Raw genomic sequence first — 24,111 nt, 5'->3', positions numbered from 1 at the left:
TAGGGGTTGAATAAGGGTGGCGCACTGGCGGGTTGGTGTGGGTGGAAAATCCCACTGTGTTGGCGTGGAAGGTACTGTACTCTGGTCATATTACTGAACGCACGGTCAGTATATCGAGCGGGTCCGCTCCGCCCTGATGGGCGGGGAGTACTGTGTGGCTGAAAGGATGAACCGACAATGACGTCGACTGCTCCAAAAATTGAGGCCGATGTGGAAACGGTGCCGAGTTTCATCCAGGATTCCTGGTGGACTCCGGAGTCCGCCGACGACGGCGTTCCGGTGCGCGATGCGAGCACGGGTGAGGTGCTCGCCACGGTCAGCACCTCGGGGCTCGATCTGGCCATTGCCGTTGACTATGCGCGGACGGTGGGCCAGCGCGAGCTGGGGCGGCTGACGCTCCACGAGCGCGCCCTGAAGCTCAAGGAGCTGGCGCAGTACCTCAACGGCCGCCGGCAGGAGCTCTACGATTTGTCCGCCCGGACGGGTGCCACGCGGATCGATTCCATGGTGGACATCGACGGCGGCATCGGGGTGCTCTTCACCTTCAGTTCCAAGGGGCGCCGGGAACTGCCCAATTCGAATGTGGTGGTGGATGGTGCTCCGGAGGTGCTGTCCAAGGACGGCTCCTTCCTCGGCCGGCATATCTACACGCGGATTCCCGGCGTGGCCGTGCAGATCAATGCGTTCAACTTCCCCATCTGGGGCATGCTGGAAAAGCTGGCGCCGGCGTTCATCGCGGGGGTGCCCACCATCGTCAAGCCGGCCACGCCGAGCGGGTATCTGGCGGCGGCGATGGTGAAGGAGATCGTCGAATCCAACATCCTGCCCACGGGTTCCCTGCAATTGGTTTCCGGCCCGGCCCGCACGCTGCTGGACGAGCTGGACTACCGCGACATGGTTTCCTTCACCGGCTCGGCGGCAACGGCGAACAAGCTCAAGAAGCACCCGAACGTCGCCACGGGTGGTGTGCGGTTCAGCTCCGAGACGGACTCGCTGAATGCGGCGATCCTGGGCCCGGACGCCGTCCCCGGGACGCCGGAATTTGATGCGTTCATCAAGTCCGTCGTCACCGAGATGACGGTCAAGGCTGGCCAGAAGTGCACCTCCATCCGCCGCACGATCGTCCCGAATGAGCTGCGCCGGGCTGTCATTGACGCCATTGGCGCCCGGATCGACGAGCGGGTAGTGCTGGGGGATCCCCGCGCCGAGGGCGTGACCATGGGTGCGCTGGCGTCGTTGGAGCAGTTGGCGGATGTCCGCGCCGCGGTGCAGAGCATGCTCGACGCCGGTGGGGAGCTGGTCTTTGGATCGCTCGATGCGCCGCGGGTCACCCGGGCGGACGGTTCGGTGGGCCAGGCTGCCGAGGGCGCCTTCATGGCGCCGGTGCTGCTGGACTGGGCGGATGCACAGGCGGCGGAGGTCCACTCCTTGGAGGCGTTTGGCCCGGTGTCCAGCGTGATCGGCTACGAGACGCACGACGGCGATGTCAGCGAGGCGGTCAGGCTGGCCGCGCTGGGGGCCGGATCTCTGGTGGCTTCGGTGTGCACGAATGACCCGGAGATTGCCCGCCAGCTGGTCACGGGCATCGCGGCCCACCACGGCCGCGTGCTGGTCCTCAACCGCGAGGATGCCCGCAGTTCCACGGGACACGGCTCTCCGGTGCCTCATCTGGTCCACGGCGGGCCAGGACGGGCCGGCGGCGGCGAGGAGCTGGGCGGCATCCGCTCGGTGTTCCACCACATGCAGCGCACAGCGGTGCAGGGATCGCCCAACATGCTCACGGCGGTGACGGGGGTGTGGCACTCCGGCGCGGACCAGCGGCTGGCGGGGGATCCGGAGTTTGGCGGGATGGCCGGCGTCGTCCATCCCTTCCGCAAGTCCCTGGCCGAGCTGGCGATTGGCGATGGGTTTGCCTCGGGGCTGCGGCAGGTCGCGCTGGCGGACATCACCGCCTTTGCCAACAGCACGGGGGACACGTTCTACGCCCACACCAATGAGGCAGCGGCGGAGCGGAACCCGTTCTTCCCCGGCATTGTGGCGCACGGCTACCTGCTGGTGTCCTGGGCTGCGGGGCTGTTCGTGGAGCCGGCGCCGGGACCGGTGCTGGCGAACTACGGGTTGGAGAACCTGCGGTTCATCACCCCTGTGGCGGCGGGGGATTCCATCCGGGTCACGCTGACGGCCAAGAAGATTACCCCGCGCACCACCGATGAATACGGCGAGGTGTGCTGGGACGCGGTGATCCACAACCATGACGGCGAGGTCGTGGCCACCTACGATGTGCTGACCTTGGTGGAAAAGGAGAACACCACCTACTCGTCGTAGGCAGGGCCCTCGAAGAACGGACGACGGCGGTGCCGGGAAGTGCTGTGGCCTCGGGCCGGGCGATGAATCCCGGGGCGGGGGCCGGCCGTGGACCTAGGCGTTGGTGGGGGACTCGCAGGGCGGCAGTTCCACCGGCTCCGCTGTTGATTTGAATGAACCCAGGAAAGGGTCCCAGCTGCCCGCTGGTGCATTCACGGCCCTGATGGTGTAGGAGTGGGGCCCGGCAAAGACGAACGCGACATCGACGCGGAACTCAAAGCCCTTCCCGGCAACAATGTACGCCGTCTGGAGGCCGCGCTGGCCGCCAATGGACACCCAGGCCCGTTCCGTCATGGTGGAAGTGGATGTGCCGACAACGTGCGACGCGGCCACCAGATCATCGGCACTGCTCATCAGCCAGTTGTCGATGTCCGGGGCTGTCGAGGAGCAATAGAGGGGATAAGTCGTCACCATGTAACCGGCTTTTACACTTCCGGATTCGAAGACCATGACTTCAGCGTCGTCGACCTCCGGCAAATCCGCTCCAGATGTCGTGGTCACAGCTGTCGGAAATTTGATGGTGAAGTCGGGATTCTGCGAAGCGAAGGGCTCGACGGCGGGATCGAACGGTGCGGCCACCTGTGCGGAGGACCCGTTCCGGTGGTCGTTCGCATGAAACAGGGCATTGGTGCCCCACCACGCGCCTGCGGCGACAAGGCCTCCGGCAAGCATTCGCACGGCCACGGGAATGCGCCGTTTCCGTCGCTGCGGTGCTTGGGGATTGCCCTTGACCGGCACCCACATTTCGTCCATTGTTCCCCCAATTTTCGGTTGCGCCGGCCCCTTCCGGGACGGCCGAACCGATCCTATCGGCGGGCGGACTAACAGCCTATTTGTGAAGGCCTATTTGTGAAGGCCCTGGAAGGACATGGCGATGACATCGTCGGCCAGTCGGCCGGCGGTGATGGGTCCGCCGGGTTTGTACCACTCCACAATCGAGTTGATGGTGCCGAACAGCAGCCGCGTGATGGTCTTCGGGGCGATGTCGGTGCGCAGCGAGCCGTCCTGCTGGGCGGCGGCCACGAGCTCCGCAATGGTGCTGTCGAAATCGCGGCGCCGGGCCAGCGCCTCGCGTTCCATGTCCGTGTTGCCGCGAAGGCGCAGCAGCAAGGTGACAAAGGGCAGCTTGTCGGCCAGCACGGCGATGGTGCCGCGCAGGACAAACTCGAGCCGCGCATCCGGGGCGCCGGAGGTGGCGCCCGGGCGCAGGAGCACGTTTTCCAGTGATCCGAGCGCCTCTTCCAACGCCAGCCGGAGCAGATCCTCCTTGGACGGGACGTGGTGGTAGATCGCCGACTTGGAGATGCCCAGGTTCTCCGCCAGGATGCCCATCGAGGTGGCTTCGTAGCCGTGCCTGTTGAAGACGTCCACCGCCACAAGGAGCACCGACTGCTGGTCGTAGCCGGGGCGGCCGCGTTTGGTGGTGGGCTTGGATTCGGTGGTGGTGGACATGGTGACTAGTCTTCCACGCGGTGGTCCTACATCCACCGTCGGGTCCGTGGCGGGGGGTAACATTCCGCGCGGATTCATGGCTTGGGCCGGAGGTCGTAGATGCGGCGGAGCTTGCCATTGGAGCGCTCCAGGGACCCCGGTTCCACCACGTCCACGGCGCAGGAGGAACCGATGTGGATCTTGATCTGGGATTTCAGTTCCGCCGCGGCGGCGGTGCGGTCGGCCGGCGTCGTATTTTCACGGGGTTCGATGCGGATGGTCATGGCGTCCAGGCGGCCGGTGCGGGTGAGCTCCAGCTGGAAGTGCGGGCTGAGCGCGGGGATGCGCAAGGCGATCTCTTCGACCTGCGAGGGGAAGAGGTTGACGCCGCGGAGGATGATCATGTCATCGCTGCGGCCAGTGATGCGGGCCATCCGGCGCATGCCGGGGCGGGCGGTGCCGGGCAGCAGGGTGGTCAGGTCCTTGGTGCGGTACCGGATGATGGGCAGCGCTTCCTTGGTCAAGGACGTGAACACGAGCTCGCCTGGCGTTCCGTCCGCCAGCACGGAATCCGGCCCGGCGGCGGGGTTGAAGGGATCGATGATCTCCGGGCGGAAGTGGTCCTCCCAGATGTGGTTGCCGTCCTTCGTCTCCACGGATTCACCCGCGACGCCGGGTCCCATGACCTCGGACAGTCCATAGATGTCGCAGGCCTGCAGATCCAGCCCGGTCTCCAGTTCGTGGCGCATTTCCTCGGTCCAGGGCTCGGCCCCGCAGACGGCGAACTTGAGCGAGGTGGAGCGCGGATCGATGCCACGGTGTTCCATCGCGTCCATGATGGTCAGCAGATAGGTGGGGGTGCACATGATGGCATCGGGCTCGAAGTCCTGGATCAGCTGGATCTGCTTCTCCGTCTGGCCGCCCGACATCGGGATGACGGTGGTGCCCAGGGCCTCGGCGCCGTAGTGCGCGCCCAGCCCGCCGGTGAACAGGCCGTAGCCGTAGGCGTTGTGGACCTTCATGCCCGGACGGATGCCGGACGCCCGCATGCAGCGCGCCACCAGGGCGGCCCAGACGTTGATGTCGTTCTGCGTATAGCCGACCACCGTGGGCCGGCCGGTGGTGCCGGAGCTGGCGTGGATGCGCACCACCTCGCTCTGCGGGACGGCGAACATGCCGAAGGGGTACTCCTGGCGGAGGTCCTCCTTGGTGGTGAAGGGAAACTTCGCCAGATCATCCAGTTCCACCAGATCCGTGGGGTGGACGCCGGCGTCGTCGAACTTGCGCTGGTACAGCGGCACCCGCTCGTAGGCATAGGCCAGCGTCTGCTTCAGACGAGTGAGCTGAATGGCCTCCAGCTCGTCCCGGCCCATCGTTTCCGCGGGGTCCAGCTGCGAGGGGTCGTGCGCTGCCGTGTCTGCCATCGTTGACGGACCTCTCTGGTGGTGGGGTTCAGCCGGCGGCCGGGGTGGACGGGACGGACTGGGAAGACAAGGCGGAATCTGCGGTTGCCATGGGGACGGTGCGGCTCCGTCCGCGGAATTCCGCGACAACCGTCCGGCCGGCCTCAGGAGCGGGACCGTCGTCGGCGAAGATCTGGACGTCGTAGAGTCCGCTGCGCCCGTTTTGGCTGCGGCGGGTGGCGACGGCGGTGAGCTGCTGGCCGGCCCGGACGGGGGCCAGGAAATTGACGTCGACGCCGGATGCCACAGTCACGGTGCCCGCATCCGCGCCGGCGGGGTTGCAGGCAAGCGCGAAGGCGGAATCGGCAAAGGCGAAGAGCATGCCGCCGTGGGCGATGCCGAAGCCGTTGGTCATCTCGGGGCGGAGGGTCATGGCGATGGTGGCCGCGCCGTCCCCGAGGGAGAGGACTGAAATGCCCAGCCAGGCCGAGGCGCGGTCGTTCGCGAGCAGGGGGTGGCTGGTGTCCGCGCCGCTCAAGGCCATGTGGCGCTCCTCACTTTTCCGACCGAATGTTCATTAGGTAATACCCAATGCGGGGTCCGTGTCAATCATCGTCCAACGCCGTGCGGGGCGCACGGACATCTGCAGGGGCCTTAGCCCCCGGCAATTGTCCATACGCCCCGCACGGCACGTGATGCCGTCGACGTGCAGCCGGAAGAACTCCTAGCTGTGCTTGGCCATCGGTGTGGTGGCTCCGAGCGAGTGGGCCAGGAAGGCGTAGTCCCAGGCGCGGGTCTTCCAGCCCTCGTACCGTCCCGAGGCGCCGCCGTGGCCGCCGTCCATCTCGATCTTCAGCACGATCGGCTCGCTGCCGGTGCTGAGCTCGCGCAGCATCTGCACCCATTTGGCGGGCTCCACGTAGAGCACCCGGGTGTCGTTGAAGCTGGTGACGGCGGCGATGCGGGGGTAGGCCACGGGGCGCACGTTTTCGTACGGCGTGTACTCCTTCATATACCGGTAGACCTCGGCGTCCTCGATGGGGTTGCCCCATTCCTCCCATTCCAGTGCGGAGAGCGGCAGGTCAGGGTCGAGGATGGTGGTCAGGGCGTCAACGAACGGCACCTGGGCATGCACGGCGGCGTACTTCTCCGGCGCCAGGTTGGCCACGGCACCCATCAGTAGCCCGCCGGCGGAGCCGCCGCTGGCGCCGATGCGGGCGGGGTCCACCCAGCCGGAGCCTGCCAGCCAGTCGGTTGCTGCAATGAAGTCGGTGAAAGTGTTTTTCTTGGCCAGCTTCTTGCCGTGCTCGTACCAGTTGCGGCCCATTTCGCCGCCGCCGCGCACATGGGCAATGACAAACACGATCCCGCGGTCCAACAGGGACAGCCGCGCGACGCTGAAGGCGGGATCCATGCTGACCTCGTAGGAGCCGTAGCCGTAGACCACCCCGGCGTTGGCGCCGTCGTGCGGCAGATCCGCCCGGCGGACCACGGACAGCGGCACCTTCACGCCATCGGGGGCGGTGGCCCAGGCGCGCTCGGCCACATAGTCCGACGGCGCATAGCCGCCCAGCACGGGCGTTTCCTTGCGCAGCAGCAGCGTGCCGGCGTCCGCGCCAGAACCGGTGGGCAGAACGTAGTCGTAGACGCGCGGCGGGGTGAGGAAGGAGGTGTAGCTGAGCCGGATCACCGGGGAGGCGTAGTCGGTGCCGCCCATGCCGGCAGTGTACAGCTCCTCGTCGAAGGCGGGCTCGACGGCGGCGCTCTGGTTGGCCGTGCCCAGACCGGCCAGCGGGAGGACCTGGATGCGCTCGATGGTGTTCTCGCGCAGGGAGACCACCAGATGCGTGGCCGTGACTGTCGCGCCGTTGATGCGGACGCCGTCGTCGTGGGCAATGATGGTGGCCCATTCCTGCTCGGCCACCGGTCGGCTCGCCGTCCCGTGAACCAGCAGCGCCGGGTCCAGCAGCGACACCATGGAGTTCACGGCGTCCAGGTTGTGCGTGAGCAGGATCCGCTCGGCACCATCCAGCAGGAAGGGCTCGGCCTCGTAGAGGATGTGTTCGCTGCGGTCGATCACCGTGCGCAGCCCGGTGCCGGGGTTGGCGAAGTCCAGCAGACGCGTCTCGGAGTACTCGGAGCAGCCGATGCCAACCACCAGGTGGCGGCGGTCGGCGGAGAGCTCGAAGCCCGTCCACATGGCGACGTCGTCCTCCTGGTAGAGCACCTCGTCCGACTCCACCGGGGTGCCCAGCACGTGGGTCTTGACCTGGTACGGGCGCCAGGACTCATCCGCCAGCATGTAGTACAGCGTGGATCCGTCGGGGGAGAACGTGAGGCCGTAGAACACGTTCTCGATGACGTCGGCCAGCAGTTCGCCGGTGCGCAGGTCCTTGATGCGGACGGTGAACAGCTCATCTCCCGCGTTGTCCACGGCGTAGGCGTAGAGATGGCCGTCCCGGGTCACGGCGGCGCCGCCGATGGAGAAGAACGGCTGGCCCTCGGCCTCGGCGTTGCCGTCCAGGATGATCTGTTCCCCGGGGACGTCGACGCCGGGCTCGACCACCGGGGGAGTCCAATGCTCGACGGCGGCCCCGTCGCCGTCGGCCTTGACGCGGCATTGGATGGCGTAGGCCTGCCCCTCAACCATCCGCGAGTAGTACCACCAGCCGTCCTTGCGGCTGGGCACGGAGAGGTCCGTCTCCTGGGTGCGGTTCTTGATCTCGTTGAAGATGTCCGTGCGCAGCTGCTCCTGGTCCGCCGTGACGGCGTCCGTGTAGGCCTGCTCCGCCTCGAGGTGGTCCTTCACCTCTTGGCTCTCCTTGTTGCGGAGCCATTCGTAGTTGTCCGTGAAGGTGTCGCCGTGGTGGGTCCGCAGGGTGGGGATCTTGGCGGCGGCGGGAGGAGTGGGAACGGTGGCAGTCATAGTGCCACTCTACAAAGAACCCCAGCGGCACCGAATCCACGCCCGGTTCAGTGCTTGTCCGGGCCCTTCTCCGGCGCCCGCGCCTCGATCAGCCAGCCGTCGCGGATCAGCAGCTGCCGCAGGGCCAGCCGTCCGGCAATCTCCGACCCAGTGGAGGCGTACTTGCGCCGAACGCTGTTGAGATGTTTTTTCACACCGTCGACGGTGATCCCCAGCGAACGCGCCACGCCCGCCATGCTCTGCCCCTCGTCGCTGAGGTACAGCGAGGCCACCTGGTGCTCGCGTGAGGACAGCTGGACGGCGGTCTGGGCCAGCTCCTGGACCATGGACACCTCATCCGTCAGAAAGACCTCGCCGCGGGCCGCGTGCTCCAATGCGCCGGCCACCGTGGCGGCGTCGGCGGCCTTGGAGACGTAGGCGAGGGCGCCGGCCGACATGGCCTGCCTGGCCACCTGCGGGTCCGCCAGGGAACTGAAGACGACAACCTGGGCGCCGGCGGTGCGCAGGATGCGGATCTTGGCCCCCAGCGGGAGGGAATCACCGAGCACCACATCCAGGAGGACGACGTCGCCCAGATTGCCGATCGACCCCATGGCAGATGCCCAGGAATCGTGGCCGCCGACCACATTGATCGATCGGGTGGCGTCACCGAGCCAGGCGGCAAGTCCTTCCAAGAGGAACCGGTGGTCCTCAATGATCGAAACGTCGATGCGCGCGCGGCGGACGGGGTAGCGTTTGAGGCTTTGTCGAAGCGTCATTGCAGGGTGATTCTGGAGATTCTGGCCATCCCTTTGAGCATAAACTATGCGTGGGGGGACGCTTGGTATGCCCTCCATCGACAGGGGGCACGTTGGGCGCATCGACGAAGGGTGGCGCACCCTCGCGTGCCTCACCTCTGGGCGGAGCGGGCGGTTCAGGCCAGTTGACCGGCCCAGTGTACGGGCTCCTCCTCATGCTCTGCGCCTGGCTGCTGATTGCCGTGGACCCGCGGCCCACCGATTGGCGCACGTTTCTCTTCCACGCCCTGTTCGCGGCCACCATCGTAGGGCAGTGGATGCTCATCCGCTCCGGTACGGTTGCCGCCTATGCCAGGGTCCTCGTTCTGCTGGGCACGACGGCGTTGGCCTTGGTGGGCCTGCTGGGCCACGGATCGCAGGAGGCCGTTCTGGCACTGGCTGCAGCCGCAAGTTTTGTCCTCCTGTCCACGCCCGGGGGAAGGACCGGCGCAACCCTGTCGCTGGCGGCCCTGGTCTTTGCCGTCCTGTGCGCCCTGCCGGCCGTCGTGGTGGGGCACCCGACGCCGCTGTGGGCCATGGTGGCCGTTGGCTGGCTGTCCGCGCTGTTGTTCCGGCGCCGGAGCCCGGAGTCCCTGGCACAGCTGGAACGCGATGTCACAGCGAGTGTGGGTGCTGACATTGCACTCCTTGAGGCCCAGCGGCGCCAGATCGAGGCCGACGCCGATGTGCGGATCATGCACGATACGGTGCTGCGCACCCTGACGGTCATTGCCCGCCGCGGTGCCGCAGTGGACGCAGCCGTGCTGCGCGCCATGGCGGAACAGGACCTGGTCCTCCTGGCCAGCCGGCAGTTCGGACCGGCGCCTGTCCACGACTATGAAAGGGCCGCCGCCGCCAGGGCCGGTGCCGCGGCGGCCGTCCCTGGCCATGGCGCTTCGGCGGCCGCCGTGCGTTCCACGGTTGAAGACCGCATCTTGTCGGTGGCCGGCGCCTTCAGCAACCCTGGATTTACGGTGACAGTGCAGGGCAGCCTCGGGCAGGCCGGAGCGGGTGGGGCGAGCAGCGATGCGCTGTGCGGGGCGCTGGGTGAATGCGTGGTCAACGCCTACAAGTACGCCGGCACCGGAGCCGTGGATGTGCTGTTGTCAGCGGGCCGCGGATTCCTGTCCGTGGTGGTCACGGATTCCGGCGCAGGCTTCGAGCCGGCCACGGTTCCCGCCGACAGGCTTGGCCTGCGCACGAGCGTGGTGGGCCGGTTGGAAAGCGTCGGCGGCCGGGCACGGATCTTCTCCCTGCCGGGCGTGGGCACCACCATTGCCCTGGAGGTGCCGTGCGCGGACTGAAGGAATTGTTGAGGCTGTCCGTGGTCCGCGCGCGCCATGGGCAGCTATTCATCGACGCACTGTCCCTTCAGACCACCTACCTGGCGCTCTGGCTGGCCGCCGTCGTCGGCGTCTGTTCCTGGAGCACGGGGGAAGCCGGCGAGCCCGGGCTGCAGATGGGCATCGCCTATCTGGGAACCACCATTGCTGCCTTCCTGGTGGCCAACCGGGCGGGCAAGGGAACGGCGACGGCGGCCGCCACCATTGCGCTGCAGGCCCTGTGGCTGGCTCTGAGCCTGCTGTCTGCGCTGCTGCTGGCCGCCCATCTGAGCGGTGGACTCCTGCTGGCAGGCATGGTGATCGACGTCGTCATGACACAGACGGGGGCGTACCTGGTGGTCCAGCGCGGTCTGCTCGCGCACTACGTCATCCTGTCCCTGGCCAATCTGGCAGCAAGCATCCTGGCCTACGCCCGGGTCCCCGACGCCACGGTCCAGGGCACGATTGTGCTGGTCTTCGCGGGAGCGGTCCCGGCGGTTGCCGGAACCATGGCGGCCCTGCAGACACTCTCCAGCGCCATGACCATGCATGCTGTGGAAATCGACAAGCGGATTTCGGCCGTTGCGGCCCGGTTGGAACGCCAGACCATCGCCGAACGGTTGGCCATCGAAAACCGGTACCAGCAGCTGGAGTGTCTGCTTCGGCGCACTGCCCAGGTGGACAGCCTGCCGCTGTCCGAGGAGATGGCCGCCGAAGCCGCCGCCTGTGCCGCCGAGCTGCGGCGGGCGCTGCTGCTGCGCTCGTCATCAACCTGGGTGGGCCGTGTGCTGGCGGAGCAGCCGGGGTTTGACCGTGTCAGCATCATCGATCCGGACCGTGTGGCGGACAGGATCGACCTGGGGCATCGTGCCGCCATCGCCGCGGTGTCGCTGCTGCTGTCCAGCCACAACATCCACGATCCACAGCAGCGGCTGAGGCTGTGGATCGAACGCCGGGATCTTGTCGGCAAGGCCGCGGAAGTGCGATTAACGTGGCGGGTTGCAACAATGCGGAAGTCCGAGCTTCCGTCCCTAGTATGGACTGAGCTGGGGAAGGTTGGGCGCTTCGCCGTCGACGCGGACCCGGCGGGTTTGACCGTCCACCTTCGTTGCCAGCACAGTAGTCCGGGAGGCATCGATGACTGAGATGACGCGGCTGGCGATCCTTGACGACCACCAGATGATGCTTGACGGCCTGGCGCATTGGCTGCGCAAGCATGCGGACGGCATTGAGCTGGCGTCCACGCACACCACATGGGCACGGTTCCTTCTGGACGGTTCTGAGGCCGACGTGGTGCTGCTGGACCTCATGATGGAGGACGGCATCGCCGCCGAGTCCCGGGTCGGCACGCTGCTCGCCATGGGCTGCCAGGTGGTGGTGATCAGCAACCACATGGGCGCCGCTGCCGTGCGGTCTGTGCTGGCCGCGGGAGCTGCCGGCTACCTGCCCAAATCCGTTGACACCGAAACCGTCGTGCGGACCGTCAAGGCGGCGCACCGCGGGGAGCGGCTGCTGCTGCCGGAGATCGCGGCGCTGCTCAGGGACGATGCCTCGGCCAAGGTCCTGCTCAGCACCCGCCAGCAGGAGGTTGCCCAGTTGTACATGGGCGGCGTGGGCATGACCTCCAAGCAGGTTGCCGCGGCCATGGGCATTGGCGAGCAGACGGTGAAATCGCACCTGTACCAGATCCGGCGCGGCTACACCGAGGCGGGCCGTCCCGCGCGCAATGTCATAGCACTGCGCGAGCAGCTGCGCGCCGACGGCTGGATTCACTAGAGCCTTCCGTCCTCCCCCTCCTTCGACCGCTGCCGCGGTGCCTGTGGATGCCGGCGCCGTGGACGTGCAGCGCCGCCGTGCCCGATTGCTTGACGCTCCGAGCAGCCTCCCGATATTCTGAACGAACGGTCGGTAATTATTGAGGAGCTAACCATGGCGCAGGATCTGCAGTCGGCCGGGCCCGATGAGGCAGGGCAGGCCTACTTTGACAGGATCATGGCGGAGGATTCACGGATCGAGCCGCGGGACTGGATGCCGGAGGCCTATCGGCGCACGCTGGTGCGCCAGATTTCCCAGCACGCGCATTCGGAGATCATTGGCATGCAGCCGGAGGCGAACTGGATCACGCGCGCCCCGAGCCTGAAGCGCAAGGCGATCCTGATGGCCAAGGTCCAGGACGAGGCCGGCCACGGGCTCTACCTCTACTCGGCGGCCGAGACGCTGGGCACCAGCCGGGACGAGATGATGGACGCCCTCATCGCCGGGAAGGCCCGCTACTCGTCCATCTTCAACTACCCCGCCGTGACGTGGGCGGACATGGGCGCCATCGGCTGGCTGGTGGACGGCGCGGCCATCTGCAACCAGGTGCCGCTCTGCCGCGCCTCCTATGGGCCCTACGGCCGGGCCATGGTGCGGGTCTGCAAGGAGGAATCCTTCCACCAGCGCCAGGGCTTTGAGATTCTGCTGGAACTGGCCCATGGCACCGAGGCGCAGAAGGAGATGGCGCAGGACGCCGTCAACCGCTGGTACGCCCCGGCGCTGATGATGTTCGGGCCGCCGGATGATGATTCGCCCAATTCCAAGCAGTCCATGGCCTGGAACATCAAGCGCTTTTCCAATGACGAGCTGCGCAGCCGGTTTGTCGGCATGATGGCCGAGCAGGTCAAGGTGCTGGGCCTGTCGCTGCCGGATCCCGAGGTCCGCTTCAACGAGGACACCGGCAAGTGGGAGCACGGACCGTTGGATTGGGAGGAGTTCAAGGAGGTGCTGGCCGGCCGGGGACCCTGCAACGCGCAGCGCCTGGAACGCCGCCGCGAGGCCCACGAGAACGGTGCCTGGGTGCGCGAGGCCGCCGCCGCCTATGCCGCGAAGCAGGCCGCCAAGCGTGCTTCGACTGCCGCGGACGATCTGGACGTACGGAAGGTGGCCTGACCATGGTGGAGAAGGGCATGGTGGAGAAGAGCATGACGCCGGGCCGGGACACCGCGGCGGCCGGTGGCACGACGGCGCCTGCCGCACCTGTGCCGGAGTCCGCGCCGGAGCACACCTCCGGACTTCCTCCCCAGCGGCATGGCTGGCCGCTGTGGGAGGTGTTTGTCCGCTCCAGCCGGGGCCTGAGCCATGTGCATGCCGGATCGCTGCATGCCCCGGACGCGGAGATGGCCCTGCGCAACGCCCGCGACCTCTACACCCGCCGCAACGAGGGCGTGTCGATCTGGGTGGTGCCCGCCGAGGCGATCGCCGCCTCGGACCCGGATTCAAAGGGCTCGTTCTTCGAGTCCCCGCAGGGCAAGGACTACCGCCATGCCACGTACTACACCAAGAGCGAGGGCGTGAAACACCTGTGATCCCCAGCGACTCCCAGACCTCGCAAGCTCGGCCTGGGGCCCTCGTCGCCGGGGCCCCAGCCAGCGACTCCAAGGTCTCGACAAGCTCGACCAGCGCGGCCCTCCCCAGCAGCTCCCTGGCCTCGCAGGCTCGGCCCGGGGCCCGCGCTGCTGTGGGCCCAGCCGCCGTGGGCCCAAGCAGCGACTCCAAGGTCTCGACAAGCTCGATCAGCGCGGCCCTCCCGTTTGGCGCGACCGGCGACGGCTCGGCCAGCGCTACGCGCATCACCCCCGGCAATGCACTGCGCCCGGAGGACATCGCCCTCGCGGCCCGGACGGGTGCGGCCAAACCCGGCAACGACGTCGCCGAATACGCGCTGCGGCTGGGGGATGACGCGCTGGTTCTGGCCCAGCGGCTGGGCCATTGGATCTCCCGCGGGCCGGAGCTGGAGGAGGACGTGGCGCTGGGCAACATCGCGCTGGACCAGCTGGGCCACGCGCGCTCCTTCCTGACCTACGCTGGCAGCGCCTGGGGCAAAACCGAGGACGATCTGGCCTACTTCCGCCGTGAACCGGAGTTCCGCTCCGCGCACCTCTTCGAGCAGCCCAATGGGGACTTCGCCGCCACCATCGCGCGGCAGTTCATTGCCAGCCACTACCAATATGAGCTCTACCGCCGTCTGGCCCAATCCGCCGATGCCACCCTGGCTGCCATCGCTGCCAAGGCCGTGAAGGAGGTGGACTACCACCGCGATCATTCCAGCCAGTGGGTGCTGCGCCTGGCCGGGGGAACGGAGGAGTCCCGCCGCCGGATGTCGGCGGCACTGGACCTCGTCTGGCCGTATGTGGGGGAGTTGTTCGACGACGACGCGCTCACCGCCCGCCTGGACGGCACCGCCGTCGCGCCCTCCAGCCTGCGTGCGGACTTCGACGACCTCACCGGAGCCGTGCTCGCCGAGGCGGAGCTTGCCGTGCCGGACGTGCCCAGGGCACCCGGCGGCGGGCGGGCCGGGCGCCATTCGGAGCATCTGGGCTACCTGCTGGCCGAGATGCAGGTGCTGGCCCGCGAGCATCCGGGGGCGGGCTGGTGATGGGCATGCTTCTGCTCACCGAGCGCGCTGCACCCGGACCCTCCGCGCAGGAGAAGGCCTGGGCCATCGCGGCAACCGTCTGCGATCCGGAGATCCCGGTGCTCAGCATCGCCGATCTGGGCATCCTGCGCTCCGTGGAGCTGTTCGACGACGGCGGCGCCTGGCCGGCGGTGCGGGTGGTCATGACACCCACCTATTCGGGCTGCCCCGCGGTGGACACCATCCGGGACGATCTGTACTCGGCCTTCGCCCGCGCGGGCTACCCCAGCGTCCACGTGGAGCTGGCGCTGGCCCCGGCGTGGACCACCGACTGGATGACCGAGGAGGGGCGGGCCAAGCTGGCGGCCTACGGCATTGCCCCGCCGTCGGGGCGCTCGCAGGCGGGCGGGCACAGCGGCGCGGTGCGGCTGGCACTGTCGGTCAAATGCCCGCAATGCTCCTCGCTGAACACCCGTGAGATCACCCGCTTCGGCTCCACCTCATGCAAGGCCCTCTACGTCTGCCAGGACTGCCGGGAGCCCTTCGACTACTTCAAGGTGCTGTGATGAGCGTTCCCGTTGATGCCGCCGCCCGCCGTCGCGCCTCGTTCCACAAGCTCACCGTCAGCGAGGTCCGGCGGCTGACGGCCGACGCCGTGGAGGTCGCCTTCGCCGTCCCCGCGGACCTGGCCGGTTGGTACGACTACCTGCCTGGGCAGTACGTGGCCCTGCGGACGCAGCTGCCGGATGAGCGCGGTGAACTTCATGAGGTGCGGCGCAGCTACTCCATCTGCGCCGCCCCCGTGGCGTTTTTCGATGGCAGCTCGGAGATCCGGGTGGCCATCAAGCGGGATCTGGGCGGGGCGTTCTCCACCTGGGCCAATGCCGAACTGGCCGCCGGTGCGCGGATGGATGTCATGAGCCCCATGGGCGCGTTCATCTCCAAGCATGGAACGGCCGCGGCCGGTGAGGTCCACAATGTCCTCACCGGGCTGAACCGGCCCGAGGAGCTGGCCGGGGCGCCGGGCACCTTTGTAGCCATCGCTGCCGGATCCGGCATCACGCCCGTCATTGCCATTGCCCGCACGCTGCTCGCCGCCAACGCGGACACGCGCTTCGACCTGGTCTATGCGAACAAGGCCTCCATGGACGTGATGTTCCTGGAGGAATTGGCGGACCTGAAGGACAAGTACCCCGCCAGGCTGGCCCTGCACCATGTGCTGTCCCGCGAACAGCGCATTGCACCGCTGATGAGCGGGCGTCTGGACGCAGACAAGCTCGAGGCGCTGCTGGGCACGGCGATCCACAGCGACGACGTTGACGAATGGTTCCTCTGCGGCCCCTTCGAGCTGGTGCAGCTGTGCCGAGATGTGCTGGCGGCGCGCGGTGTGCCCAAGGACAAGGTGCGCTTTGAACTGTTCAGCACCGGCGCACCCACCCGTCCCGAGGGCCAAGCTGGCCGGAGGGTGCTGGCGGACGAATCGGAGGAGAACTACACGATCACCTTCACCCTCGATGGGCTCAAGACCGAGGTCGCCAGCCCCACGCACGCCCGCGAATCCATCCTGAACGCGGCCCTGCGGGTGCGCCCCGATGTGCCTTTCGCCTGCGCCGGCGGCGTGTGCGGCACCTGCCGGGCCAAGGTGGTGGCAGGATCCGTGGAGATGGAGGAAAACTATGCGCTGGAGCCGGACGAGGTGGAGAAGGGCTATGTCCTCACCTGCCAATCGCACCCCACCAGCGACGCCGTGAGCGTTGACTACGATGTCTAGCCGCGTCGGTGGTCGAGCCTGTCGAGACCCCAGGAGACTCCATGATTGAGCTGTCCATCGCCAACGAGGTGGCCGAGGTGGTCCTCAACGCGCCCGACAAGCTGAACGCCCTCAATGAGGAAGCGCTCGCGGAGCTGGGCCGGGCATACGACGACGCCGCTGCCGCCGTCGAGCGCGGCGAGGTGCGCGCGCTGCTGCTCCGCGGTGAGGGCAGGGCCTTCTGCGCCGGACGGGACATATCCGCCGTCGACCCTTCAACCGACGACGTCCTGGGCTATCTGGACGGTCTCCTCACCCCGCTGCTGGCGAAAATGAGCGCCTTCCCAGCCCCCACCTTCGCTGCCGCACAGGGTGCCTGCCTGGGGGTGGGGCTTGGCCTGCTCATTGCCACCGACGTGGTCTATGTGGCCGACACCGCCAAGATCGGCTCGCCGTTCGCCAACCTCGGGGCCACGCTGGATTCGGGTGGGCATTGGTACTTCACCGAGCGGCTGGGCATGCACAGGACGCTGGATTTGATCTACACAGCCGAGCTGATGAGCGGCACGGAGGCGGTGGAGTCAGGTCTGTTCAGCCGGGCCCTGCCCGCGAATTCTCTGCTGCACGACACCCGGGCGACGGTGGCCAGGGTGGCGCAGGGGGCCACGGGCGCGTTCACTGCGAGCAAGTCCCTGGTGGCGGCCATCCGCGATGAGCGGCTGGGGCTGTGGTCCGCCGTCGCGGCCGAAAACCGGGCGCAGGCGGCTCTCTGCGGCACCGCCGACTATGCCGAGGGCTTTGCCGCGTTCCAGGCGAAGCGGAAGCCCACGTTCACCGGCCGGTAGCCGGCTGCCGCCGGTGCTGAAGCGCTACCGGTTGTCCAGATCCTCAAAGATCAGGAACGTCTGGGTGTCCAGCACGCCCGGCATTGACTGCAATTGGTCGAACACCACCTTGCGCAGGCCTTGGTTGTCCTCGGCCCGCACCAGCAGGATCACATCGAAATCGCCGCCCACCAGGGCAATGTGCGCCACCTCGGGGATGGCCTTCAGGCGTTCCTTGAGCTCGCGCCAGGAGTGCTGGCTGACCTTGAGCGTGACGTAGGCGGAGGAGCGCAGCCCCGCCTTCACCGGGTCCACGAGTGCCGTGAACTTGGTCAGCACGCCCTCCTGCGTGAGCCGGGTGATGCGCGAATAGGCGTGCGCCCGGGAGATGTGGACATTCTCCGCGACAGCTGTCACCGACATCCTCCCGTCACGGGTGAGCTCGGCAATGATCCGCCTGTCGACGTCGTCGAGCGGGACGGGGGTGGGGTCCTCCATGGCAGGCCTTTCCGCTGGTTCCACTTTGCAGTGTAATCCAGCTCACAGAGTCCATTTGTCTTCCATCCAAGTCCATTCGGGCGCATTTTTCCAGAGTTTGGCCAAGTACTGGATACGAATCGGCCCCCAATCCCATACTGGAGCCACGGTCCATCTTTACGGGAGGCGGAGGATCCATGCCCCAGAACACCATCCCGGATGGGGAGGCTTTGCTGCTGCCCTCCGGCGAACCCATCCAGATGATCGACGCCGACGGCGGTGCCGTGGAGCAGGGCGGGTGGAAGGAACCCTACGTCCGCCCGGACGATGCCCGGCTGCTGTCCGGCTACGAGCACCTGGTGCTGGGCCGGCGCATCAACGACCAGGCCGGCGCGCTCGTGCGGCAGGGCCGGCTGGCCGTCTATCCTTCTTCGCACGGCCAGGAGGCCTGCCAGGTGGCGGCGGCCATGGTGCTCGGCAGCGAGGATTGGCTCTTCCCCACCTACCGGGACACCGTTGCAGTGTTGGCCCGCGGGGTGGATCCGGTGGCGGCCTTCCAGATGCTGCGGGGGAGCTGGCATGCCGGCTACAACCCCATGGAGCACAAGGTGGCCACCCAGGCCACGCCGCTGGCCACGCAACTGCTGCACGCCGTCGGGATGGCCCACGCCGCCAAGCTCAAGGGCGAGGACTCAGTGGTGCTGGCCCTGTGCGGCGACGGCGCCACCAGCGAGGGGGACTTCCACGAGGCGCTGAATTTTGCCGCCGTCTACCGGCTGCCGGTGGTGTTCCTCATCCAGAACAACGAGTTCGCCATCTCCGTTCCGCTGTCGCAGCAGACGGCTGCGCCTTCGCTGGCACACAAGGGGATTGGCTACGGGATGCCCGGGGAACGGGTGGACGGCAACGATCTTGCCGCCCTGCTCGCGGTGCTCGGCAGCGCCGTCGACCGCGCCCGGGGCGGAGGCGGGCCGTCCATGGTGGAGGCCCACACGTACCGGATGCAGTCGCACACCAACGCCGACGACGCCACCCGGTACCGCTCCGACGCCGAGGTGGCCCAGTGGGTTCCGAGGGACCCGCTCACCCGGCTGGGGAGGCATCTGGCCGCCGCGGGACTGCTGGACGAGGACGTCGAGGCGCGGATCGCGGCGGCAGCGGAGTCCGTGGCCGCCCGGCTGCGCGATGGCCTGAATGCCGAGGTGGAAGTGGATCCACAGGACCTGTTTGCGTTTGTCTACACCGAACCCACGCCGCAGCTGCGCGAGCAGAGTGCATTTCTGGCAGACGAGCTGGCCCGCAGTGCCGGAGCAACTATTGAAAACGCCGAAGGAGGACTGCGATGACCACCGTGTCCGAACCGGAATTCCGGACCGATCCTGCCGCGCCCGCAGGGGTTCCATCCGAGGCGCGGGCGGCGGCAGCGCCGGCGGCGGCCGCCGTCGAACGCCTCACCGGCGTCCAGACGCTGACCTTCGCCAAGGCGCTCAACCTGGCCATGGCCGATGCCATGGAGGCGGACAGCCGCGTGCTGGTCTTCGGTGAGGATGTGGGCACACTGGGCGGGGTGTTCCGCGTAACGGATGGGCTCACGGCGCGCTTTGGCACGTCCCGCTGCTTCGACACGCCGCTGGCCGAATCGGGCATCCTGGGCATGGCCACGGGGATGGCGATGGGCGGCATGCGTCCGGTGGTGGAGATGCAGTTCGACGCCTTCGCCTACCCCGCCTTTGAGCAGATGGTCAGCCACGTGGCCAAGATGGGCAACCGCACCAGGGGCCAGGTCCGCCTGCCGCTGGTGGTCCGGATTCCGTACGCGGGCGGCATCGGCGGTGTGGAGCACCACTGCGATTCCTCCGAGGCCTACTACGTCCACACCCCGGGCCTGACCGTGCTGACCCCCTCCACCGTGGCCGATGCCTACGTGATGCTCCGCGACGCCATCGCCTCCCCGGACCCGGTGGTGTTCCTGGAGCCCAAGAAGGTCTACTTTTCCAAGGCCGAGGTGGATCTGGATGCCCTGCGCGCCAGGTACACCGCGGAGGGCGCTCCGGCTGGCGAATCCTCGGGCGGCCACGACGACGGCGGGCAGGCAGCGCCGTCGTCGACCATTGGCACGGCCGTGGTGGCGCGTGAGGGCACCGACGCCACACTGATCGCCTACGGCCCCTCGGTGGCCACGGCGATCGCCGCCGCCGAGACCGCCGCCGCCGAGGGACGATCCCTGCAGGTGGTGGATGTGCGCTCGCTGGTGCCGTTCGACGACGAAACGGTGTGCGCCGCCGTCCGCTCCACCGGCCGGGCCGTGGTCATCGCCGAGGCGCCCGGCTTCGCCTCGATGGCGGCAGAGATCGCCGCGAGGGTGTCGGAACGCTGCTTCCATTCCCTGGCCGCCCCCGTGCTGCGGGTCACCGGCTTCGACGTGCCGTACCCCGCACCCAAGCTGGAGCAGTTTTTCCTGCCCAGCGTGGACAGGATTCTGGATGCCGTGGACGATCTGCAGTGGGAGGACTGATGGGCATGCAGGTGTTTATGCTTCCGGATCTTGGCGAGGGGCTGACCGAGGCCGAGCTGGTGGTGTGGTTGGTCAAGGTGGGCGATTCCATCCGCGTGGACCAGCCGATCGCCGAGCTGGAGACGGCAAAGTCAGTAGTGGAAGTGCCGTCGCCGTACGCCGGCGTGGTGTCCGAACTCCATGGCAGCGCCGGGCAGGTGCTGGAGGTGGGGAAGCCACTGATCTCGATCGCGGCGGGGGCTGCGGATTCTGCCGGGTCCGGTGCCGGTGGGGGGCCCAGCGCGGTGGAATCCGGTGACGTCGAGGCGAGTCCGGTCGAATCCGCCGCGGCTGAATCCGCCGCAGTTGAACCCGCCGCAGCGGGGTCCGGCAATGTCCTGATCGGTTACGGCACCTCGGGCCACGGCGGACCGGGGCGTACGCGCCCCGCCAAGCGTGGACCCGGGCAGCCCGCCGCTGCACCGGCAGCAGCTCCACAAACTACGGCAGCCCGGGCCGCCCCGGCCACCGCCGGCTCCGAAGCACTGGCCGCCACCCCGGAGGGGGTCGGAGCCTCGGCCCCGCCGCGGCAGGCGCCCCTGGTGGTTTCGCCGCTGGTGCGCCGGCTGGCCGCAAGCCATGGGATTGCCCTGTCCTCGATTGCCGGGTCGGGCGGACAGGGCTTGATCCTGCGCCGCGACGTCGAATCAGCGATAGCGGCCCTTGCAGGTGGGCCTGGTGGCGCCAATGCCGCGCCGGGCGCCGTCCTTGCGCCATCGGAGGCCATGGCCGGCGCGCAGACCGGCCCGGCTGCAACCATCCCTGCAGCTGCGGCCGCTCTCTCCGGCGGAGCCGGAGTGGCCAGCACCGCAACGGGAGCCGGCCTGCCAGCCGCCGCAACGGGCGCCCCTGCGCCCGCCGCAACTGGCGCAGCAGCCGCAACCGCCGCCGCCGTCGTCGATGCCCGCACCGGGCTCGGCGTGCGCTCCAGCGCACCCCTGACCGGGCTTCGCCGCAGCGCGGCAGCAAACCTTTCCCGGAGCCGGCGCGAGATCCCCGAAGCCACGGTGTGGGTGGATGTGGACGCCACGGCCCTGGTGGAGCTGCGGCAGCGGTTGAAGGCGCAAAACGGAGAGGCGCCGTCGCTGATGGCCTTCATCTCCCGCTTCGCCGTGGCCGGGCTGGCCCGCTTCCCGGCGCTGAACACGCGGCTGGACACCGTGGATGGCGTGGACACGCTGGTCGCCTTTGACGGCGTCAATCTGGGCTTCGCCGCGCAGACGGACCGGGGGCTGGTGGTGCCCGTGGTGCGTGGCGCGGACAAGCTCAGCGCCCGCGGGCTGGACGGCGCCATCCGCACGCTGGCCGATACGGCGCGCAGCGGGAAGGCGGGCCCCCGGGAGCTGGGCGGCGGCACGTTCACCGTCAACAACTACGGGGTGTTCGGCGTGGACGGCTCGGCCGCGATCATCAACCACCCCGAGGTGGCCATGCTGGGGATCGGGCGTTTCCTTGAGCGGCCGTGGGTGCTCGACGGCGCCCTGGCCGTGCGCACGGTGGTGGAACTGACCCTGGCCTTCGACCACCGCGTCTGCGACGGCGCCACGGCGGCGGGATTCCTGCGTTTCGTGGCCGACGCCGTCGAGGATCCGGGCCGCGTCCTGGCCGATCTGTAGCGCAACATGGGTGTTGCGCCGCACGGCCCACCCTCGAAGTGGGCACAATGGGGGCAGGACCTGTCAGTGGCGACGAAAGCGGAGAAGACCATGCTCCAATGGCGAAATGTAGGATCCGGCAGCCATGTGCTGGCAACCCCCGGCGAGCTGCTGAACACGGGGCTGGTGGTGGGGCGGGACCGCGCGCTGGTGGTCGACACTGGCTGCGGGCCGCGCCAGGGTGCGCAGATCCTGGCGGCCGTGCGCCAGCTGACGGAGCTGCCGCTCATCGTGGTCAATACGCACGCCCACTACGACCACTTCTTCGGCAATGCCGTCTTTGCCGCCGACGGCGCCACCGAGTTCTGGGCGCACGAGAACGCCGCGAAGGACATGGCCGCCCATGCCGAGGTCCAGCGGCCGCTGGTGTCGAAACTGGAGCCGGAAATGGCCGCCGGCGTCGGCGAGAACACCGCGCTGGTGCTGCCGACGGCGGTGGTGGGGGAGCAGCCGGTGCTGGTGGATCTGGGCGGGTTCTCCGCCACGCTCTTCCACCTCGGCCTGGGCCACACGGACGGGGATCTGCTGGTGGGCACACCCACTGCCCTGTTTGCCGGTGATCTGGTGGAGCATGGCGCGTACCCGGCCTTTGAGGATTCCTACCCCGCGCAGTGGGCGCAGACGCTGCGCCAGATCTCTGCGCTGCGGCACCGCTACGAATTCCTGGTGCCCGGACATGGCGAGCCGGTGGATGACGATTTTGTGCACACCATGGCCACCACGATGTCCACGGCCGTCCGCCAGGCCCAGGAGGCCACGCGGGAGATGCCCGACGACGCGACCAAGGCAATTCCGGTGCTGCCCTACGGCCCCGTCCAGTCCCGCTGGTTCATCACCCGGCTGAAGGAAACCTCCTCCCGCCCCAACTAGGTGACAGTTATCGCACGTTTGCGACCCGAGAATGTGCGATAACTGTCACCTAGTTGGGGCGGGGATAGAGTGGACCCGATGGGACGGGACAGTGGACGCGAGGGCTTCAGCCTGTGGTCCATTGCCATTCCCGCCTATGGGCCTTCGCTGCTCTTTGGCCTGGGCGAGGGGGCCATCCTTCCGATCATTGCGCTGAGCGCCCGCGGTCTGGGTGCCACCGTTGCGGCCGCCGCCCTGGTCCTGACGCTGGTGGGCGTCGGCTCGCTGCTGAGCAACATCCCCGCCTCCATCATCACGGCCAAATACGGTGAACGCTTCGCCATGGTCGGCGCCGCCGTGCTGTCCATCGTGGCACTGCTGCTGTGCATCGCCGCCCAGGACCTGTGGGTCTATGCCCTGGGCATTGCCCTCATCGGGGCCTCGGCGGCCGTCTTCAACCTGGCCCGGCAGAGCTTCCTGACGGAAGTTGTCCCCGTGGCCCTGCGGGCCCGGGCGATGTCCACCCTGGGCGGCGTGATGCGGATCGGCATCTTCGCCGGACCATTCCTCGGTGCGCTGGCCATCCACCTCATGGGGCTGGAAGGTGCCTACTGGGTGGCCGTGCTGGCGATGGCAGGTGCCGGTGCGTTGTCCTGGGGGCTGCCGGATCTGGAAGCGGCACAGAGGGCAGGGGCGCGGAAAAGTTCGACGACGGCGGCCGCTGCGACAGTGGCGGCGGCGGTGGTGGGCGCCTCGGGGAGGCCCGTGGCACCGGGTCCGGGCATTCGTTCGATCCTCGCAGCGCATGGGCGGCTGTTTCTGACGGTGGGCCTGGGGGTGCTGCTGGTCAGTGCCGTCCGGTCATCCCGGCAGGTGGTGATCCCGCTGTGGGCCGAACATCTGGGCCTGGATGCCACGGCCACCTCGCTGATCTATGGGCTCTCCGGCGCCATCGACATGCTGGTGTTCTATCCAGCGGGGAAGGTGATGGACCGCAAGGGGCGGGTGTGGGTCGCGGTGCCGTGCATGGCCATCATGGGCGTTTCGCTGCTGCTGATGCCACTCACCGGGGGAGCCACGTCCCTGTTGTTGGTCTCGCTGCTGATTGGTTTTGGCAACGGCATTGGCTCCGGCATGATCATGACCCTGGGGGCTGACTATTCGCCCTCGCCCGGCCGGGCCCAGTTCCTGGGCATCTGGCGGTTCATCTCGGATCTGGGCGGTTCCGGCGGACCGGCGCTGCTCTCAGCTGTGACGGCGCTGGCGACGCTCTCCATCGGCATTGGCGTGACGGGTCTGCTGGGGCTGGCCGCCGCGGTGGTGCTTTGGTACTGGGTGCCGCGGACGCCGCGCTGGCGGCCCGGGCCGGGAGGTTAGACGAGTGCCG

General features: G+C 68.1%; 22 protein-coding genes. 15 read left to right on the top strand and 7 right to left on the bottom strand.

Going from position 1 to position 24,111, the window contains the following annotated elements; translation table 11 throughout:
- Positions 1-177 precede the first annotated feature (177 nt).
- Complete coding sequence (gene paaZ, locus K254_RS0114355; protein ID WP_026555956.1) at positions 178-2,325, top strand: phenylacetic acid degradation bifunctional protein PaaZ; 2,148 nt, start codon at positions 178-180, stop codon at positions 2,323-2,325.
- 93 nt (positions 2,326-2,418) lie between these two features.
- Here paaZ and K254_RS0114350 read toward each other — a convergent pair whose 3' ends face one another.
- The 6 genes from K254_RS0114350 to K254_RS0114325 form a co-directional block, all read right to left on the bottom strand.
- Positions 2,419-3,102 (bottom strand): hypothetical protein, encoded by a 684-nt coding sequence (locus K254_RS0114350; RefSeq protein WP_155848586.1) that lies wholly within the window; start codon positions 3,100-3,102, stop codon positions 2,419-2,421.
- Positions 3,103-3,207: 105 nt separating this feature from the next.
- Positions 3,208-3,816 (bottom strand): TetR/AcrR family transcriptional regulator, encoded by a 609-nt coding sequence (locus K254_RS0114345; protein ID WP_026555954.1) that lies wholly within the window; start codon positions 3,814-3,816, stop codon positions 3,208-3,210.
- 74 nt (positions 3,817-3,890) lie between these two features.
- On the bottom strand, positions 3,891-5,219 hold the full coding sequence (gene paaK, locus K254_RS0114340; protein ID WP_026555953.1) for a phenylacetate--CoA ligase PaaK: 1,329 nt from the start codon (positions 5,217-5,219) through the stop codon (positions 3,891-3,893).
- Between the two features lie 28 nt (positions 5,220-5,247).
- Positions 5,248-5,742 carry a hotdog fold thioesterase gene (locus tag K254_RS0114335; protein WP_026555952.1) on the bottom strand — a complete coding sequence of 165 codons (495 nt, stop codon included), beginning with the start codon at positions 5,740-5,742 and terminating at the stop codon, positions 5,248-5,250.
- A gap of 180 nt (positions 5,743-5,922) precedes the next feature.
- Complete coding sequence (locus K254_RS0114330; protein WP_026555951.1) at positions 5,923-8,124, bottom strand: S9 family peptidase; 2,202 nt, start codon at positions 8,122-8,124, stop codon at positions 5,923-5,925.
- Positions 8,125-8,171: 47 nt separating this feature from the next.
- Positions 8,172-8,882, bottom strand: coding sequence for a response regulator (locus tag K254_RS0114325; protein ID WP_026555950.1), 711 nt, complete (start codon positions 8,880-8,882; stop codon positions 8,172-8,174).
- 176 nt (positions 8,883-9,058) lie between these two features.
- On the opposite strand from K254_RS0114325, the gene K254_RS0114320 reads away from it, so the two are divergent.
- The 9 genes from K254_RS0114320 to K254_RS0114280 all read left to right on the top strand — a co-directional run bounded on the left by K254_RS0114320 (position 9,059) and on the right by K254_RS0114280 (position 17,210).
- On the top strand, positions 9,059-10,204 hold the full coding sequence (locus K254_RS0114320) for a sensor histidine kinase (RefSeq protein WP_026555949.1): 1,146 nt from the start codon (positions 9,059-9,061) through the stop codon (positions 10,202-10,204).
- Positions 10,192-11,367 carry a hypothetical protein gene (locus K254_RS0114315; protein ID WP_026555948.1) on the top strand — a complete coding sequence of 392 codons (1,176 nt, stop codon included), beginning with the start codon at positions 10,192-10,194 and terminating at the stop codon, positions 11,365-11,367. Before K254_RS0114320 ends, K254_RS0114315 begins: the two co-directional genes overlap by 13 nt.
- Positions 11,360-11,998 (top strand): response regulator transcription factor, encoded by a 639-nt coding sequence (locus tag K254_RS0114310; protein WP_081710148.1) that lies wholly within the window; start codon positions 11,360-11,362, stop codon positions 11,996-11,998. Before K254_RS0114315 ends, K254_RS0114310 begins: the two co-directional genes overlap by 8 nt.
- Positions 11,999-12,151: 153 nt before the next feature.
- Positions 12,152-13,150, top strand: a complete 999-nt coding sequence (gene paaA, locus K254_RS0114305) for a 1,2-phenylacetyl-CoA epoxidase subunit PaaA (protein ID WP_035750225.1) — start codon at positions 12,152-12,154, stop codon at positions 13,148-13,150.
- A gap of 2 nt (positions 13,151-13,152) precedes the next feature.
- Entirely contained in the window at positions 13,153-13,566 is a 414-nt protein-coding gene (paaB, locus tag K254_RS0114300; protein WP_231391874.1) for a 1,2-phenylacetyl-CoA epoxidase subunit PaaB, read from the top strand.
- 206 nt (positions 13,567-13,772) lie between these two features.
- Positions 13,773-14,636, top strand: coding sequence for a 1,2-phenylacetyl-CoA epoxidase subunit PaaC (gene paaC, locus K254_RS0114295; RefSeq protein WP_026555944.1), 864 nt, complete (start codon positions 13,773-13,775; stop codon positions 14,634-14,636).
- 5 nt (positions 14,637-14,641) lie between these two features.
- A complete protein-coding gene (paaD, locus tag K254_RS0114290; protein ID WP_051389477.1) occupies positions 14,642-15,181 on the top strand; it encodes a 1,2-phenylacetyl-CoA epoxidase subunit PaaD in 540 nt (179 codons plus the stop codon).
- Positions 15,181-16,386 carry a 1,2-phenylacetyl-CoA epoxidase subunit PaaE gene (paaE, locus tag K254_RS0114285; protein WP_026555942.1) on the top strand — a complete coding sequence of 402 codons (1,206 nt, stop codon included), beginning with the start codon at positions 15,181-15,183 and terminating at the stop codon, positions 16,384-16,386. Before paaD ends, paaE begins: the two co-directional genes overlap by 1 nt.
- A 41-nt stretch (positions 16,387-16,427) precedes the next feature.
- Positions 16,428-17,210 (top strand): enoyl-CoA hydratase/isomerase family protein, encoded by a 783-nt coding sequence (locus K254_RS0114280; RefSeq protein WP_026555941.1) that lies wholly within the window; start codon positions 16,428-16,430, stop codon positions 17,208-17,210.
- A gap of 24 nt (positions 17,211-17,234) precedes the next feature.
- On the opposite strand, the gene K254_RS0114275 is transcribed toward K254_RS0114280, so the two are convergent.
- Positions 17,235-17,687, bottom strand: a complete 453-nt coding sequence (locus K254_RS0114275) for an Lrp/AsnC family transcriptional regulator (protein WP_026555940.1) — start codon at positions 17,685-17,687, stop codon at positions 17,235-17,237.
- A gap of 176 nt (positions 17,688-17,863) precedes the next feature.
- Here K254_RS0114275 and K254_RS23350 point away from each other — a divergent pair, with 176 nt between their 5' ends.
- From K254_RS23350 to K254_RS0114250, 5 genes are all read left to right on the top strand, one after another.
- Positions 17,864-19,012, top strand: coding sequence for a thiamine pyrophosphate-dependent dehydrogenase E1 component subunit alpha (locus K254_RS23350; protein ID WP_051389238.1), 1,149 nt, complete (start codon positions 17,864-17,866; stop codon positions 19,010-19,012).
- Positions 19,009-20,181 (top strand): alpha-ketoacid dehydrogenase subunit beta, encoded by a 1,173-nt coding sequence (locus K254_RS0114265; protein ID WP_051389237.1) that lies wholly within the window; start codon positions 19,009-19,011, stop codon positions 20,179-20,181. Before K254_RS23350 ends, K254_RS0114265 begins: the two co-directional genes overlap by 4 nt.
- Positions 20,182-20,186: 5 nt before the next feature.
- Positions 20,187-21,836, top strand: coding sequence for a dihydrolipoamide acetyltransferase family protein (locus tag K254_RS0114260; RefSeq protein ID WP_331271237.1), 1,650 nt, complete (start codon positions 20,187-20,189; stop codon positions 21,834-21,836).
- Positions 21,837-21,926: 90 nt separating this feature from the next.
- Positions 21,927-22,745, top strand: a complete 819-nt coding sequence (locus tag K254_RS0114255; protein ID WP_026555937.1) for an MBL fold metallo-hydrolase — start codon at positions 21,927-21,929, stop codon at positions 22,743-22,745.
- A gap of 78 nt (positions 22,746-22,823) precedes the next feature.
- Positions 22,824-24,101, top strand: coding sequence for an MFS transporter (locus K254_RS0114250; protein ID WP_026555936.1), 1,278 nt, complete (start codon positions 22,824-22,826; stop codon positions 24,099-24,101).
- Positions 24,102-24,111 lie beyond the last annotated feature (10 nt).

This window comes from Arthrobacter sp. 35W (assembly GCF_000482545.1).
Taxonomy (GTDB): Bacteria; Actinomycetota; Actinomycetes; order Actinomycetales; family Micrococcaceae; genus Specibacter.
This window is presented reverse-complemented; position numbering and strand designations above follow the sequence as displayed.

Bases quoted from the DNA above. Each gene is read 5' to 3' on its own strand.
- K254_RS0114250 (WP_026555936.1), top strand. From the start codon at position 22,824: ATGGGACGGGACAGTGGACGCGAGGGCTTCAGCCTGTGGTCCATTGCC.
- paaB (WP_231391874.1), top strand. From the start codon at position 13,153: ATGGTGGAGAAGGGCATGGTGGAGAAGAGCATGACGCCGGGCCGGGAC.
- paaA (WP_035750225.1), top strand. From the start codon at position 12,152: ATGGCGCAGGATCTGCAGTCGGCCGGGCCCGATGAGGCAGGGCAGGCC.
- K254_RS0114330 (WP_026555951.1), bottom strand. From the start codon at position 8,124: ATGACTGCCACCGTTCCCACTCCTCCCGCCGCCGCCAAGATCCCCACC.
- K254_RS0114280 (WP_026555941.1), top strand. From the start codon at position 16,428: ATGATTGAGCTGTCCATCGCCAACGAGGTGGCCGAGGTGGTCCTCAAC.
- K254_RS0114325 (WP_026555950.1), bottom strand. From the start codon at position 8,882: ATGACGCTTCGACAAAGCCTCAAACGCTACCCCGTCCGCCGCGCGCGC.
- K254_RS0114275 (WP_026555940.1), bottom strand. From the start codon at position 17,687: ATGGAGGACCCCACCCCCGTCCCGCTCGACGACGTCGACAGGCGGATC.
- K254_RS0114335 (WP_026555952.1), bottom strand. From the start codon at position 5,742: ATGGCCTTGAGCGGCGCGGACACCAGCCACCCCCTGCTCGCGAACGAC.
- K254_RS0114260 (WP_331271237.1), top strand. From the start codon at position 20,187: ATGCAGGTGTTTATGCTTCCGGATCTTGGCGAGGGGCTGACCGAGGCC.
- K254_RS0114310 (WP_081710148.1), top strand. From the start codon at position 11,360: ATGACTGAGATGACGCGGCTGGCGATCCTTGACGACCACCAGATGATG.
- paaE (WP_026555942.1), top strand. From the start codon at position 15,181: ATGAGCGTTCCCGTTGATGCCGCCGCCCGCCGTCGCGCCTCGTTCCAC.
- K254_RS0114255 (WP_026555937.1), top strand. From the start codon at position 21,927: ATGCTCCAATGGCGAAATGTAGGATCCGGCAGCCATGTGCTGGCAACC.
- paaD (WP_051389477.1), top strand. From the start codon at position 14,642: ATGCTTCTGCTCACCGAGCGCGCTGCACCCGGACCCTCCGCGCAGGAG.
- K254_RS23350 (WP_051389238.1), top strand. From the start codon at position 17,864: ATGCCCCAGAACACCATCCCGGATGGGGAGGCTTTGCTGCTGCCCTCC.
- paaK (WP_026555953.1), bottom strand. From the start codon at position 5,219: ATGGCAGACACGGCAGCGCACGACCCCTCGCAGCTGGACCCCGCGGAA.
- paaZ (WP_026555956.1), top strand. From the start codon at position 178: ATGACGTCGACTGCTCCAAAAATTGAGGCCGATGTGGAAACGGTGCCG.
- K254_RS0114345 (WP_026555954.1), bottom strand. From the start codon at position 3,816: ATGTCCACCACCACCGAATCCAAGCCCACCACCAAACGCGGCCGCCCC.
- K254_RS0114265 (WP_051389237.1), top strand. From the start codon at position 19,009: ATGACCACCGTGTCCGAACCGGAATTCCGGACCGATCCTGCCGCGCCC.